General features: G+C 45.1%; 13 protein-coding genes. 8 read left to right on the top strand and 5 right to left on the bottom strand.

Going from position 1 to position 14,900, the window contains the following annotated elements:
• Nucleotides 1-56: 56 nt before the first annotated feature.
• Nucleotides 57-533: an Rrf2 family transcriptional regulator gene (locus GH808_RS07210; RefSeq protein WP_186842108.1), complete on the bottom strand. Its 477-nt coding sequence runs from the start codon at nt 531-533 to the stop codon at nt 57-59.
• Nucleotides 534-836: 303 nt separating this feature from the next.
• On the opposite strand from GH808_RS07210, the gene GH808_RS07205 reads away from it, so the two are divergent.
• The 7 genes from GH808_RS07205 to GH808_RS07175 all read left to right on the top strand — a co-directional run bounded on the left by GH808_RS07205 (nt 837) and on the right by GH808_RS07175 (nt 9,517).
• Nucleotides 837-3,398: a S8 family serine peptidase gene (locus GH808_RS07205; protein ID WP_186842107.1), complete on the top strand. Its 2,562-nt coding sequence runs from the start codon at nt 837-839 to the stop codon at nt 3,396-3,398.
• Between the two features lie 178 nt (nt 3,399-3,576).
• Nucleotides 3,577-4,344, top strand: a complete 768-nt coding sequence (locus tag GH808_RS07200; protein WP_186842106.1) for an ABC transporter ATP-binding protein — start codon at nt 3,577-3,579, stop codon at nt 4,342-4,344.
• Nucleotides 4,331-6,349, top strand: a complete 2,019-nt coding sequence (locus tag GH808_RS07195) for an ABC transporter permease (RefSeq protein ID WP_186842105.1) — start codon at nt 4,331-4,333, stop codon at nt 6,347-6,349. Before GH808_RS07200 ends, GH808_RS07195 begins: the two co-directional genes overlap by 14 nt.
• Nucleotides 6,350-6,443: 94 nt before the next feature.
• On the top strand, nt 6,444-7,115 hold the full coding sequence (locus tag GH808_RS07190) for a response regulator transcription factor (RefSeq protein WP_186842104.1): 672 nt from the start codon (nt 6,444-6,446) through the stop codon (nt 7,113-7,115).
• Nucleotides 7,112-8,137 (top strand): sensor histidine kinase, encoded by a 1,026-nt coding sequence (locus GH808_RS07185; RefSeq protein ID WP_186842103.1) that lies wholly within the window; start codon nt 7,112-7,114, stop codon nt 8,135-8,137. The genes GH808_RS07190 and GH808_RS07185 overlap by 4 nt, the downstream gene beginning before the upstream one ends.
• A gap of 190 nt (nt 8,138-8,327) precedes the next feature.
• On the top strand, nt 8,328-9,329 hold the full coding sequence (gene pdxA / locus GH808_RS07180) for a 4-hydroxythreonine-4-phosphate dehydrogenase PdxA (protein WP_186842102.1): 1,002 nt from the start codon (nt 8,328-8,330) through the stop codon (nt 9,327-9,329).
• Nucleotides 9,329-9,517 carry a hypothetical protein gene (locus GH808_RS07175; RefSeq protein WP_186842101.1) on the top strand — a complete coding sequence of 63 codons (189 nt, stop codon included), beginning with the start codon at nt 9,329-9,331 and terminating at the stop codon, nt 9,515-9,517. Before pdxA ends, GH808_RS07175 begins: the two co-directional genes overlap by 1 nt.
• 94 nt (nt 9,518-9,611) lie before the next feature.
• On the opposite strand, the gene GH808_RS07170 is transcribed toward GH808_RS07175, so the two are convergent.
• The 3 genes from GH808_RS07170 to GH808_RS07160 all read right to left on the bottom strand — a co-directional run bounded on the left by GH808_RS07170 (nt 9,612) and on the right by GH808_RS07160 (nt 12,557).
• Nucleotides 9,612-10,379: an SDR family NAD(P)-dependent oxidoreductase gene (locus GH808_RS07170; RefSeq protein WP_186842100.1), complete on the bottom strand. Its 768-nt coding sequence runs from the start codon at nt 10,377-10,379 to the stop codon at nt 9,612-9,614.
• Nucleotides 10,380-10,414: 35 nt separating this feature from the next.
• The gene (locus tag GH808_RS07165; RefSeq protein ID WP_186842099.1) at nt 10,415-11,971 is read right to left on the bottom strand and encodes an FGGY-family carbohydrate kinase; all 1,557 of its coding nucleotides are present in this window, start codon (nt 11,969-11,971) and stop codon (nt 10,415-10,417) included.
• A 130-nt stretch (nt 11,972-12,101) separates the two neighbouring features.
• Nucleotides 12,102-12,557 (bottom strand): VOC family protein, encoded by a 456-nt coding sequence (locus tag GH808_RS07160; protein ID WP_186842098.1) that lies wholly within the window; start codon nt 12,555-12,557, stop codon nt 12,102-12,104.
• Between the two features lie 269 nt (nt 12,558-12,826).
• Between GH808_RS07160 and GH808_RS07155 the strand changes: the two genes are divergently transcribed.
• Nucleotides 12,827-13,078, top strand: a complete 252-nt coding sequence (locus GH808_RS07155) for an RDAC family protein (protein ID WP_186842097.1) — start codon at nt 12,827-12,829, stop codon at nt 13,076-13,078.
• A gap of 112 nt (nt 13,079-13,190) precedes the next feature.
• Here the strand turns inward: GH808_RS07155 and GH808_RS07150 are convergent, their stop codons facing one another.
• On the bottom strand, nt 13,191-14,615 hold the full coding sequence (locus tag GH808_RS07150) for a sigma-54 interaction domain-containing protein (RefSeq protein WP_186842096.1): 1,425 nt from the start codon (nt 14,613-14,615) through the stop codon (nt 13,191-13,193).
• Nucleotides 14,616-14,900: the final 285 nt, after the last annotated feature.

The following is a 14,900-nucleotide window of genomic DNA, read 5'->3' as shown; positions in this document are numbered from 1 at the left end:
TCCTTTGGTGTTTAAGAAACGACGGTGAGCTTCATTGGCGGTTTATGCGAATACACTTAAAGACCTTGTTCGACAATGACGTTCCAGTCAACCGTTCCGGGAGTTTTATTGTCGGCATAATACCTTAGTTGTCGGAGCGTGCATTGCTGCAACCGATTTTTATAGAGTGCTTCGGCTTCAGAAATAATCGTGATGACGGTGCTTTTATTTTTTTTAATGGTTTCCGGCAGCAGGAAAACTTTCTCCACCAAATTGGAGGGGACAAAAAAAGGCTCGGAACCTTCGATTGCTTCGAAAACCTCTAATAAGGTGATCGACTCATCGGATTTTGCAAGGCTGAAACCGCCGGTTTTCGATGCGCTGGAATTAATCAGGCCACTAACCACCAGCTTTCGCAAAACTTTTTTGAGATAAGACTCCGACACCTGAAGCCGGGTGCTCAGGGTAACGCTTTTCAAGGGCAATCCGTTATGCTGTGAAGCCAGCATTAATAAAATGCAGACTGCCTGTTCGACACCACTGGTCATTTTCATTTTTATTCACATCCTTTTCTTGATATCTGTCGATATTATACATCTATGGATACGACATGTCAACAGATAATGTCGAAAATAATTTTGGATCAAGGAGGCAACAAAACGGGAGCCATGTTCGTTAAATAAGTAGAGTGCGTTGTGGTTGAATAATTATTATCTTATAGCTTTAATTAAGCTAAATGGTTATAATCAGAAGGTGAAGATTAGCTCAGGTCATGATGAAAAAGCTGTTGAAAAAAGATTTTTCTTCTGGGACAACGGGTATCAGTGTGGATAAATAGAACAGGAGAAAACAATCATATGAAAAAAGAACTAGGAAATCTGACAAAAGTGCTGATAATGGTTGTTATCGCTTTTTTACTTGTACCGGTAGGAATCATGGCGGCAGCGTCGACCGACAGCGATCAGCCGTCGGTTAAGATAGAAGATCAGAACACTGCCGATCAGCAGGAGAACGGGACCGTTTCGCATCAGGAAGCAGGTGCAGCGGTCATTGAAACGATGGCGGAAGTAGCAAACCTTGATGCAAATAATAATCCGGAGCAGCAGCTTGTTGTCATCTATGCAGACAGCAGCGATGCGAATGTCAAAGATCTTTCCCTGACCACAGATGAGGTTAAATCCGGAGAACATGTATCCGATCGGGTTGACGTGATTGAACCGGGTGAAAACACGAATGTTGACGAACTGATGACGGAATTGAAAAACAATCCCAATGTCTTATCGGTTTGTAAAAATGGTGAAATAAAAGTATCCTCGCTGCCGAACGATCCCTATATCACCAATGGATCAGCTTGGCAATTTACAAAAATCGGGGAAAACCAGACTTGGGATCAGGTATCGAACACAGAACCCGTTGTTGTCGCCGTGATTGATACCGGTTTGGAGACCAGTCATCCGGATATCGCCGCAAACACCGTCGCCGGTTATGATTATGTGACCGGCAGTGCGGCAGTTGTGGATATCGCCGGTCATGGCACAGAAGTGAGCGGATGCATTGCCGCCGTTACAAATAACGGGATTGGCACCGCCGGAGTCTCAGGGGTGTCGAACATAAAAATCGCCCCCTACCGGACCGGTGGCAAGTATGACGGCGACACATCCCTGAATGTTGCCTATATCTGTGCGGCGCTGATGGATGCGGCTAACCGGCCGGAAGTCAGGGTTATCAATATGAGCTTTGGCGGGTACGATCAATATACCGGTCTTGAGGATGCGGTCAACTACGCGATTGCGGCCGGCAAAATACTGGTTGGGGCTTCCGGAAACGAAGGCGATTTGTCGGCCTATGCCGGAAGATACTCCTACCCTTCATCCTATAACGGGGTGATTTCAGTGGCGGCAACCACCTCTGGCGATGGTCATGCCAGCTTTTCCCAGTACAATGACCGCGTCGATTTATGTGCGCCGGGGCAGTCGATTATGACAATCGATCACAATGGTTTATACAAGGCTGTCAGCGGCACATCTTTTTCCAGCCCCATCGTTGCCGGGGCCTGTGCTGTTCTACTGGCAAAAGATCCGGGTCTGACCGCGGGTCAAGTCGAAACGATTTTGAAAGATACCGCCCAGGATTTGGGAACGGGCGGGCCGGATATTTACTTTGGCAGCGGAAGAATTCAACTGGATGCGGCGGTTGCAGCGGTTGCCGTCAGTACGCCATTAAAGGTGGAAAGTTTTGAAACCGACAAAACGTCGGGCCAGGCAGTCAACACCAGCATTCAATTGAGTGCAGCGGCCAGTGGCGGAACAAACCCCTATCAGTATAAATTCTATTATCAGCGGGGCAGCGCAACGACCGTAATCAGTGGTTTTTCAACCAACAGCACGGCGACATTCAGGCCGGCAGCGGCCGGCAGCTATGCGCTGTTCGTCGATATCAAAGATGCGGCTGGAACCATCGTGACCGAGACGATCAGTGGCTACGAGATCAAGGTGCCGTCGATCGACGGGATCACCTGTGCCTATCGGACCCATGTTGAGGATGATGGCTGGCAGGACTGGAAGACCGACGGAGAATTAAGCGGAACATCCGGCCAGTCGCTGCGGCTGGAGGGCATTGAAATCAAGATGAACAATCTCGGCTACGATGTCGGCGTCGAGTACCAGACCCATGTGCAGAATATCGGCTGGCAGGGCTTTAAAAGCGATGGTGTTACCAGCGGAACAACTGCAAAATCGCTGCGGCTGGAAGCCATCCAGATCCGTCTGACAGGAACGGATGCCGATCAATGCGATGTTTACTATCAGGTTCATGCGCAAGACTTCGGCTGGCTGGACTGGGCCAAAAACGGTGCCAGCGCCGGAACGGAAGGGCTGTCGCTGCGGCTGGAAGCGATCAGAATTGTCGTCGTGCCGAAAGGTTCGGCGGCACCGGGAGCAACCGACCGCCCCTTTGTGAAAGATCTTGACTGCAGTTATCAGACCCACGTTCAGAATCTTGGCTGGCAGGGTTTCAAAAGCGACGGGGTCATCAGCGGAACATCCGGCCAATCGCTGCGACTGGAAGGCATTCAGATCAAAGTTGCGAATCAGGGCGATGACGTGGGTGTCGAATACCAGACTCAGGTTCAGGATATCGGCTGGCAGGGCTTTAAAAGCGATGGCGTTACCAGCGGAACATCCGGCCAGTCGCTGCGGCTGGAGGCGATTCAGATCAGGTTGACGGGAGCGGATGCCAATCAGTATGATGTATATTATCAGGTTCACGCACAGAACTATGGCTGGCTGGACTGGGCGAAGAACGGCGCCAGTGCCGGAACGGAAGGGCTGTCGCTGCGGCTCGAAGCGATTCGCATCGAGATTGTGCCGAAAGGCTCGGCGGCACCGGGAGCAACCAGCCGTGCGTTTGTCAAAGTATAAAATACGGCCAACGAAAAAAGAAGAATTGATGGTCCAAAGCCATCGTTCTTCTTTTTTTATTGACGCAATGACCTTTCAAAACTGTAAGCTGCGGCCTGAAATAATGTAAGGTGAATCGATGGCAGCTGAAAAGAAGGGATGATAGACTTATGTTAAAGTAAATTAGTGGAGGCGTTATATGCCAGTATTAAAAGTCAGTGATGTGAAAAAAGTATATGGTTCAAAACAGGGTGGCAGTGTATCCACCGCCCTGGATGGGGTTAGTTTTGAGATCGAAAAGGGTGAGTTTGTCGGAATTATGGGCCCGTCGGGAGCCGGAAAGTCAACGCTGTTAAATGTGATCGCGACCATCGATACGGTAACGGCGGGAGAAATTTCGATCGGCGGTCAGGATATCTGCAAAATAAAGGAACCGGAACTTTCCGATTTTCGCAGAAGTAAGCTGGGCTTTGTTTTTCAGGATTATAACCTGTTGGATACCTTGACCTTAAAGGAAAACATCGCCTTGCCCCTGATTTTATCTAAAAAAAGTCTAGCGGAAATTGAGGGCACCGTCAAAAACGTGGCCCTTGAACTGGGAATTGAAAGCTTTTTAGGCAAGTATCCTTATGAAGTATCCGGCGGTCAAAAGCAACGCGCATCTGCGGCCAGAGCGATGGTTAATTCACCGGAACTGATTCTGGCTGATGAACCAACCGGTGCGCTGGATTCCAAATCGTCAAAAGATTTGCTGCAATGCATGCAACGATTGAATGAAAAAAATCAGGCGACAATTATGCTGGTCACCCATGATGCTTTTGCGGCAAGTTTTTGCAAACGGATTATTTTTATCAAGGATGGGGTTTTGTTTATGGAGATATTCAATACCGGAACCAGAAAGGAATTTTTTGACAAGATCCTAAAAGTCCTGTCTTCGTTAGGGGGGGATAACAGTGAACTTCTTTAGTCTTGCGATCAATAATATCAAAAAGAAATTTGGAACGTATCTGATCTATCTGATCAGTACGACATTTGCGGTAACCATCTTCAGCATTTTCTGTTCGATCTATTTTAATCCGCAATTTTCAAATTACCGATTTGGCGCCGGTAAGATAACGGTTTTATTTAAAGCTGCGGCCATCGCCATTGTGCTGTTCTCTTCGGTTTTTGTACTGTATTCCAATAAGTTTTTTGTCAAAACAAGAAAAAAGGAAATTGCGATTTATTCGTTGGTGGGCATGAAAAAAAGTCAGATTGGTCGGATGATGTTTTATGAAAATATCATCATGGGTCTGATCGCAACCGCTTGCGGGACTGTTTTGGGAGTTGCCTTTTCACGTTTCTTTTCGATGATTTTATTGAAGCTCATGGCCGATGGAACAGCGGTCACCTTTTCGATTCAGTGGGAAGCAATTGCAACAACGATGGTGGCTTTTCTGATTTTGTTTATGATCAGTTCGCTTAACGCCTATGGAATAATTTATCGCTATAAACTGATCGAGTTATTATCGGCAAATAAAGAAAGTGAAAAATTACCCAAATATTCGCTAACGGGTGGAATATTGGCAATTGTGTTGATGATCGTGGGTTACACCATCGCCATGGTCATGAATGTTAATGAAGGGGGATTTCATCTGATGATCCCGGCGCTGGTCATTTTAGTTTGTATTGTCATCGGCACATTACTGCTTTTTAAAAACTTTATTCCGATGGCCATGTTGGCATTGAAAAAAAATAAAGCCTTCTATTACAAATCAGAAAATATTATCAGCATCTCCCAGATTGTCTATCGAATTAAAGCCAATTCAAAAATGCTGAGCTTTATTGCCATTGCCTGTGCCATTACCATCACGATGATGAGTGCGACCTTCTCCATGTACCGGACCTTAGGCGATCTGGTGCCCTATTACTCGCCCTTTTCATATATAAGTAAAAATAGCGATGATCAGCAGTTTAATCAGATGCTTGAAGTGATAGATCAGACCGGCGAAGTCAAGGTGACAGCGACAAATCAGTTTGAAATCATAAAAACCCAGCTTCAGAGTGATGAGTATTCACTTGAAACGGAGAACAACCCGGGAATGACGGTTGATGGATATATTATGTCAGAAAGCTCCTATCGATCAATCATTAAGGATACCAAAGTTGAAACCGGCACTTATAACAACCTGAGAACAGATTTCAATATGGATTTAAAAGATGGCGAAGGCTATTTTATTGATGGCAATACAAAAAAAGATTACTGCCAAAATTTAACTGGCAGTGCCATGAATTTGCAATTTTCAAATGAAACCGACGCTTATAATATTGTTGGAGTTTCCTTGCATAAATATATTGGCATTTTGGATTTGTATTTAAAACCAACACTGGTATTAAGTGATGCGGCCTATAATCGCTATCGGGAACAGGTCGGAGCTGACGATGTGGTGAAATTTACCGGCATTATGTTTGATAATCCGGCCGGATCGGAAAAAACGGTGGCGGCATTAAATAAAATTGTTCCGGAGAATACCCGGACCAGCAGTACTTTTGGCATCGCCAATCTGAGTTATATTGGGGTTTATAAATCGGTCTTTTCACTATATGGGGCCTATGTATTTATTGGATTATTTATCGGGATCTTGTTCTTGCTTGCCTCTGGCAGTATTATGTATTATAAACAAATCATTGAGGCTCAGGAGGAAGTCAGTCGATATGATATCCTCAAGAAAATCGGGATGAGCAGGGATGAGATAAAAAAATCCATTGCCAGACAATTGGCCATCGTGTTTGGATTGTCGTTAACCGTTGGCCTGCTGCATTCTAGCTTTGCTTTGTTGACCTATAACCGAACGATGGATCTCGCTGGAAAAGAATTGCCGACCATGATCAACGCCGGTATTATTGTGGGGATCTACATTATCATCTACTGCTTTTTCTATCTTTTGTCGGTCAATAGCTACATGCGCATTGCCTGGGGCCGGGAAAAATAATTTGTGAATCTGGCCCGGGATAAAGTATAATGTAACGAGAAAAAGGACAATTTTACCGTCAGCCGTTGGGTTTTCAAGGGAAGGGTGATTGCTATTGTTTAAAATATTGGTGATTGAGGATGAGGCGAAAATCGCCGGCATCATGGTGGAAAACCTGTCAAAAGCGGGATATGATGCTGCAGCGGTGACGGAGTTTTGTGATATCCTGCCTGAATTTATCGCGTTCAAACCGGATCTGGTGCTGCTGGATATCATTCTGCCCTTTTATGACGGCTATTACTGGTGCGGTAAAATCAGGCTGCTTTCAAAGGTACCGATTATTTTTGTTTCATCCAAAAGCACCGATATGGATATCATCATTGCCACCAATATGGGCGGTGACGATTTTATTGTCAAGCCGTTTTCAATTGACATTCTGCTGGCCAAGGTCGCCGGGCTTTTGAGACGAACCTATTCCTATGATAATAGCGAAATGGATATTATTGCCCATGAAGGACTGATTTTCAACAGGAGCAGCGGGGTGGTGTCCGTTAATGAAAACACCATGAAACTCACCAAAAATGAAGCCCAGATCCTGGCGCTGCTGCTTAAAAACCGGGGCAGAGCAGTCAGCCGGGAAAGAATCATGAGAAGCCTCTGGAAAGATGCCAGTTTTATCGATGACAATACCCTGACGGTGAACATCACGCGCCTGAGAAAGAAGCTCAGGGATCTGGGGCTGGAAAATGTCATCGAAACGAAAAAGAATCAGGGCTATATGATATGAGGCTCAGGGATTATCTGTTTGATAAAAAGTTTCTGATCATGCTGTACCTGACGATGTTTGGTTTTGCCGGGGTCGTGATATCCGTTGGTGAAGCGGTTCCCTTCGGCCGGTCCAACGGCTTGTATGTGATTGAAGTCGCTGTTTTTCTGTTTTTCGTCTATCTGAGCATCGATTTTCTGTACCAGAAGAGTTATTATCAAAAGCTCAAAAGATTATCGGAGACCGAGGGCCTGGACTGGGTGAATTCCCTGCCGGCGTCGGCCAGTTCGCAACAGCGCATCTACCACGAACTCCTGCAGAAACAATATCGGGAGATCAATAAAAAGCTGCGCGAGTACCAGTCAAAAAGCAGCGAGGATACAGAGTTTATCACCATGTGGGTGCATGAAATAAAAACACCGATTGCTGCAGCCAAGCTGATCATCGAAAATAGTTTGAATGCGCCGTCAGAGGAAGTTCTGTACAGTATTGAGGACGAGATCGATAAAATTGAGGACTTTGTGCAGATGACGTTATTTTATTCCCGCGCGGATGATTTTGCGAAAGATTATCTGATCAGCAGCACCAGCCTGGATAAGGTTGTCAGGGAATGCATCAAACGGGAATATGCAAGCATTACAAACAAGCATCTGAATCTGCAGCTGGATCAGCTTGATTTTCAGATCGACACTGATGAAAAATGGCTGGGCTTTATCATCAAGCAGATTGTTGACAACGCCGTTAAATATTCATACCCCAATGGAAAAATCAGTATTTATGCCGAACAGCAGGAGGCAGAAACGGTGCTGATCATTGCGGATCAGGGCCCTGGTATCAAAGCAGAGGATATCCGGCGCGTTTTTGATAAACATTTCACCGGCAACAATGGCCGTAAATTTGAGGCGGAGACGGGTTTCGGACTTTATCTGAGCCAGAAGATTGCCCGCAAGCTGGGTCATCATATCGCCATTGCTTCCGATTATGAAAAGGGCACAAAAGTATCCGTCCATTTTCCGGTCTGGAACGATTATTATGATGTTTGACGTTGACAAAACGCTTGTGAGCTTCGCTGCCGGTTTGCGCGAACCAATTGTTACACTGTACGGCGGACAGTCTATCGACTGTTCGCCTACACGTTACACAACTGGTTGCGGAAACCGACAGCAAAGCAAATTTTGTTTGCGTTTTATGAGTTATGCAAGGATCTATGAATAAAGGCGAGGAGAGAAATAAATGAAACCTATTGTCGCGATACCCATGGGGGATGCCGCCGGAATCGGTCCGGAAATTATCGTCAAGGCGTTAGCCGATCCGCTGGTTCAAAAAAAAGCCCAATGCATCATTGTCGGCGATAAAAACGTCTTGCAGCAGGCGCTCGATTTTTGCAAGCTTAAGTTGAACATCAATGTTGTAACGGACCCTGCTGACGGAAAATACGAAGCGGGGATGCTGAATCTGATTGATCTTAAGAATATTTCCATGGAGCAGTTAAAAATCGAGGCAGTGCAGGCAATGACCGGCCAGGCGGCATATGACTACATCGAAAAAGCGACCCGGTTATGCCTGGAAAAAAAGGCGGATGTGCTGGCGACAACACCGATTAACAAGGAATCACTGAAAGCGGCAAAAGTGCCTTATATCGGGCATACCGAAATCATCGCTGCGCTGACAGCAACGGAAAAACCGCTGACCATGTTTCAGGTGCATGATCTGAGAGTTTTCTTTTTAAGCCGGCATGTCTCGTTGAAAGATGCCTGTGGTCTGGTAACCCCGGATAATCTGGCAGTTTTTATTGATCAGTGCGTCGAGGCATTGGAAATATTAGGGGTAAAAAAACCGCATCTCGCGATCGCGGGACTTAACCCGCACTGCGGTGAGCATGGCTTGTTCGGGCACGAAGAAGTCGATGCGGTGATGCCGGCAGTTGCAGCGGCCAGGGCGCGGGGGATTGCTATCGACGGACCCGTCGGCGCGGACAGTGTCTTTCATTTTGCGCTGAAGGGTGCCTACGATGCGGTGCTGTCTTTGTATCATGATCAGGGACATATTGCGACTAAAATGGTTGATTTTGAAAAAACCATCTCACTCACCATCGGCATGCCGATACTGCGCACATCGGTGGATCATGGAACCGCTCTGGATATCGCCGGAAAAGGCATTGCCAGTCCGGTGAGCATGATTGAAGCCATCCGTCTGGCGGTTGCGTACGCCCCGAATTTCAGGCAGAAAAAATAGTGGATAATGCGGCGGCGAAAGCAGGGATCGCCTTCGAAATAATAGAAAAAGACAAACCATTTGACGCCAATGATTATCTGGTTATGCATATCAAGGCAACAGGGGGAGCCTGTTTTAACTTGAAACATCATCATTGGGTCAATTTCGGTTTGTCGTTTTTCGTTTGCCATTTTGTCAGTGTTCCGTAGCAGTTTTTATCAATTGATTGAGTCTGAATGCTGTATCATCCATGAATACGCCTTGGGGATTTCAGAACTCAGACTCAGGAAGGTTAGCGTCGGTTCAGGTGTTTCGGCCGCCGGTAATCATCAGTGAATCACCGGTGATGAAGCTTGACAGATCGGAAGCGAAAAACAGTGCCGCCGTGGCGACTTCATCCGGATCGCCCATTCGGCCCATCGGAATGGCAGACAGGCGTTTCTCCCGGGCTTCATCACTGAGGTTTTCAAAATTGCGCTTGATCATGTCGGTATAAATCGTTCCGGGGGCCAGGGCATTGACCCGGATGCCGTAGGGGGCCAGAAATTTGGCGGCATATTTGGTCAGCGCGATGATTCCCGCTTTGGAAGCACCGTAATCCGGGCTGGTATTGCCACCGGTGATACCGGCGATGGAACCCATATTGACAATTGCCCCGCCGCCATGATCTTTCATATAGGCCGCCGCATACTTTGTTCCCAGAAATGCCGAGCGCATATTGATGTTGATGACCAGATCCCAGTCGCTGGCCGTGGTGCCGAACAGATCGTTTGATTTGGAGATGCCGGCGTTATTCACCATCACATCCAGGCGCCCCCATTTATCCACCGCGGCATCAATCATTTTTTTGACAGCCTCTTCATTGCTCATATCGCCCGCGACTAAAAGGACTTCAGCGCCATAGGCTTCGGCCTCTTTTTTCAGTGATTCCGCATGTTCGTCAATTTTCAGGTCATTTACAACCAGGCCTGTGCATTCTGCTTCAGCCATTTTTAAAGCAATGGCCCGTCCGATTCCCTTGGCAGCACCGGTGACGATGACGACTTTATCTTTTAAACTTACATTAATCATTAATTAGCTTCCTTTCATGATATTTAAGGTAAGATTCAACCCCAGTGCTTTTTAGATACAGCAGCCAGTTTATTGTAGACATCAGCGTCTCGCAAGGCCAGGAAGGTATCTTTGAAAATATTGTACATATCCGTATAAATTTTGTGATTTTCCATATTCGGTTCAATAATGCCAAAGGTGTGAACCATTTTATCCACCGCCTCCTCAATGCTTCCGAAGACGCCGGCCCCGGCAGCGCCCAGGATGGCAGCGCCCAAAGTCGTGCAGTCGGATACGTTGAGCTTTTCGACCGGTCGGCCGTAAACATCAGCCTGCATTTGGCACCACAGTTTTGATTTGGCGCCGCCGCCGGATAATCGAATCGCTTCAAAAGGCCGGCCCAATACATTTTCCATCGCTTCCACGCTCATTCGCAGTTCGTAGATGACGCCTTCCATCACGCCGCGGGCCATCATGCCGCGGTCATGGGCCAGAGTCAGTCCCAGCGAGCCACCGGTGGCATTGTCATGATAATAAGGTGAAACCTGGCTGTTGAAAAACGGCATAAACAGGTAGCCCTTGCATCCGACCGGGGCCTGTTCCGCTTCCAGGGTAATCAGATCATAGGGATCCAGACCCAGATCAGCGGCGGCTTCTTTTTCCGGTTGCGCAAAGGTATCACGCCACCAGCGCAGGGTCACGCCGGCCGCAAAGGTCAGCGCTTCCATGTCCCATTTGTTGGGCATCGCATGGCCGCCAAATAAAACGGTATGATTCACATCCGGTTTCGGGCTGTCCACATGGGCGACCATGACGGCGGCGGTTCCAATCGTGATTTCAGCCAGGCCTTCCCGGATCACACCGGAACCGATGGCGGCACACTGCTGGTCACCACCACCGCAGCAGATCGGCATACCGACCGCAAATCCGGTTAATTCAGAAGCTTTCTCAGAGATAACGCCAACCTGTGTCATCGATGTTTTCACCGGTGGCAGTTTGTCTTTGTCAATGCCGATCGCGTCCAGCAGTTCGTCGGACCAGTCCAGCGTTTTGACATCGAGCATGCCGTTGAGCGCCAGCGATGATGGATCGGTAAATAATTCCTTGGAACCTAAATTGTGCAGCAGCCATTCCTGGCCATTGACAAATTTCAAGGCTTTTTTATAGAGCTCCGGCCGGTTGTCCTTCACCCATTTATATTTGGCATAAGCCCACATGCCGGAAAGCGGATCGCCGCTGACTTCATGGTAGTGGTCCCGGCCAACATGTTCCTCGATCCATTTGACTTCTTCACCGGCGCGGCCGTCCGACCAGACGATGGAGTCGCACAGCGGGGTCCAGTCTTTGTCGATGGGCACAAAGGTGCCGCGCTGACTGGAGATGCCGAGCGAACCGATTTCTTTGGGATCGATTTCAGTTTTGGCCAATACTTCCCGGGATGCTTCACAAACGCCTTTCCATAAATCATTGATATCCTGCTCGACCCAGCCGGGATGCGGGAATTTGCAGGAATATTCCCGATAGCCTGAACCGATAAGTTTTCCTTCAAGGTCAAAAATCATTACAGTAGAACCGGTGGTGCCGGCATCAATACCTACAACATATTTTACCATTTTAATCCTCCTGATAATTTAGTTTCGGGTTAGCGGTGATGAAATGTTGTGTTGGATGCTTGTCATTACCTACGAAGAAATGAGAAATTCGAAGATCTGATTTCCCGTTTTTAATTCTGAAAGAATACGGTTATTTGGCAGCCGGCTGAAATAATTCAATATTGTAATGATCAGGATCAAGCAGGTAGAAAGCATAAGCGCCGGTGCTTGGTCCGTTATCAATGTAGGCAGGTTCATTTCTGGTTGGAATATTGTTGTCCTGGCAGCGCTGATAGGCCTTATGAATGTCGGTGGTGGCAAAACAAATATGACTGCTGCAGATGTTATGCGGACTGACATCCAGCACGACGCCTTGCGGTTCAACATATTGGATGAGCTCCAGACGCAAACCGGGACAAGATACAAATGCGACATTAAGAACACCGTCCGGATATCCCGTGACTTTTCTGATATAGGCCAGGTCGACATTGTAACGAATGTTTTCAAAAGTCATTTCCATGACTTCTGTGTAAAACTTAACGGAACGGTCAATATCTCCAACCGTTATACTGAAGTGATTGCAGCCACTGATAATTTTATCACCCATGTTTATCCTCCTGTTCTCGATTGTATTTCCTGAAAACGCAGAGACGGATTATTCGGAAAATAAAATCGTTTACAAGTTAATTCTATAGTGCATTGATTAAAATTCAATATAGAAAATATTTTCAGTAGCCGCAAATGAACGCTTTGCGATAATAGCGGGATAAATCAGGGCAATGAGCATGACTGAAAACTACGGAGATGAATTGACTTATTTGAAATTTTGATTTAGTATTGTAAATAACAAAGTATTTAAGAAAGAAGGTTTTGAAAATGGTTATTACATGGAATGAGATCATCGAATTAAACGATCGGGTTAGAGAAAATAATCTGGACTATAAAATTCATTTAAGCGATGCCTGCGGCGGTCAAAGCATGTGGATCGAATCACTGAAAGCCGACAACAGTTTTGAAGATCTGGATGTTCTGAACAAACTGATTGAAGACTATTTTACCGAGATCAAAGCTGAAATCGTATATAGTTGGGACAAAAAATCCTTCTGGATGAAAGATCGTTCGTTTTGACTGTTTGAAATAGAAACATCATAAATTTAAAAAGTGGACTATCGAAATTAAATAAAGACAAATCTGTCAGGGACAGCATATGATCCAATACAGGTTTGTCTTTTGTTTTATATTATTTTTTTATGTATTTATTCACGAGACGATAGGATGTAGTTTGGCTCAATCCAAGCGCTTCGGCCATCTCGTTGATGTTGCCGTCATAATTTTCATAATAATCTACGATAATATTTCGTTTGTAATTCTCAACAAGATCATCAAAAATGACGTTTCGTTTTTGGTGATCTTTATTATCAAAAAATGCTGCCAGCTGTTCGGGCAACTTATCCATTCCGATCACACTTCCGAGGCTCATAACAGCCATCTGTTCAACTGCGTTTTTAAGTTGTCTTACATTTCCCGGCCAATCATATTGAATCATCGATTCAATGACCTGATTTGAAAACACTTTATTTTGATTGTATTTTTGATTATATTCTTTCAGATAATACTGAGCGATGGGGAAGATGTCATCCCGTCTTTCTCTAAGTGCTGGAATGGTCTGAGTAATACCATTAATTCGCCAGTATAAATCTTCTCGAAACTTATTCTTTTCAACCAATTCTGCCAAATTTTTGTTAGTAGCGGTAATAATTCGCGTGTTGACGGTTTTTGATTCCAACCCGCCGACGGAAGTAAATCGTTGATTTTCCAAGAAATCCAGAAACTTTACTTGTATATTCGGCATTAATTCTCCAATTTCATCTAAAAATAAGGTGCCGTTGTTTGCCATTTCGACTAATCCCTTTTTTCCCTTTGGACTGGCTCCGGTAAAAGCGTAAGGTACATATCCGAAGAGCTCGCTTTCAATAAGGTTGTCAGGAATAGAAGTACAATTGATTGAAATAAAAGGGCTTGATTTTCTTGGACTGCAATCATGAATAAATTTGGCGATCAGACTTTTTCCGACACCACTTTCACCTAACAATAGTACAGGTATATCTGATTTAGCGGCTTTTTTTAGTTTGTGAAGGGTTTGGTAGAGAATATAGCTGCGACCGACGATATTATTGCTGGCTTTGTTTTTTTCGCCTTTATCCCTTCTTTTTTCCTTGGCTTCTGTTTCTACAATACTTTCTTTTTCAGGGTTTAGATAATCCAAATCAAATTCCACAAAGGATTCCCGTTTAAGCGTGTTATAGACAAGCATAATTAATTCATTTTCATTATTATATAAAGGGGTTGTAATGGTAATGTGTTCTTCATCGGGTAACAGTGAACGTTGTCTTGAAATAATTGTTCGTTTCTTTTCGATGGCGGCAGCTGTAGAAGGAGGCGTCCACAGACCCTGAAAAGATGTTAAAAAATTAAGCTTCCACATTTTTTCTGCGGAAATACCATGATACTGAAGGCACGCTGGATTGGCATATAATACATTTCCATTTTTATCGGTAACGGTTATTTCAAAAAAACAATTTTCTAATATTTCTAAAAAAAATTCATTTGGAAGCGTTTTCAAATAATCTAGGTATTCCTGACTATGTTCAAAGTAATTTCGCATTGTCTTTTCCTTTTCCTACAATTAATTGTAAGTATTCTCGCATTTAAGCTTCAATATCTTACTTTTTTTATGATTCAACTAATTTAATTATAATCTAAATTCTGGAATAAATCAAAATACTTTGCCGTGAAAGGCCTCAAAACATAATGGATTGTTAAAATTGGTAAATTATGGGTCCGTTTTTCATAATTGGTAAATAGTTAGTGTTTAAAAGTACTGAGATTGGCTATAATACTTATGATAAAGAATGAAGTTAGTTGGCACGGTTTTTGCGATACATAACAT

Origin of the sequence: Acetobacterium fimetarium, assembly GCF_014284475.1 — a bacterium.
Taxonomy (GTDB): domain Bacteria; phylum Bacillota; class Clostridia; order Eubacteriales; family Eubacteriaceae; genus Acetobacterium; species Acetobacterium fimetarium.
This window is presented reverse-complemented; position numbering and strand designations above follow the sequence as displayed.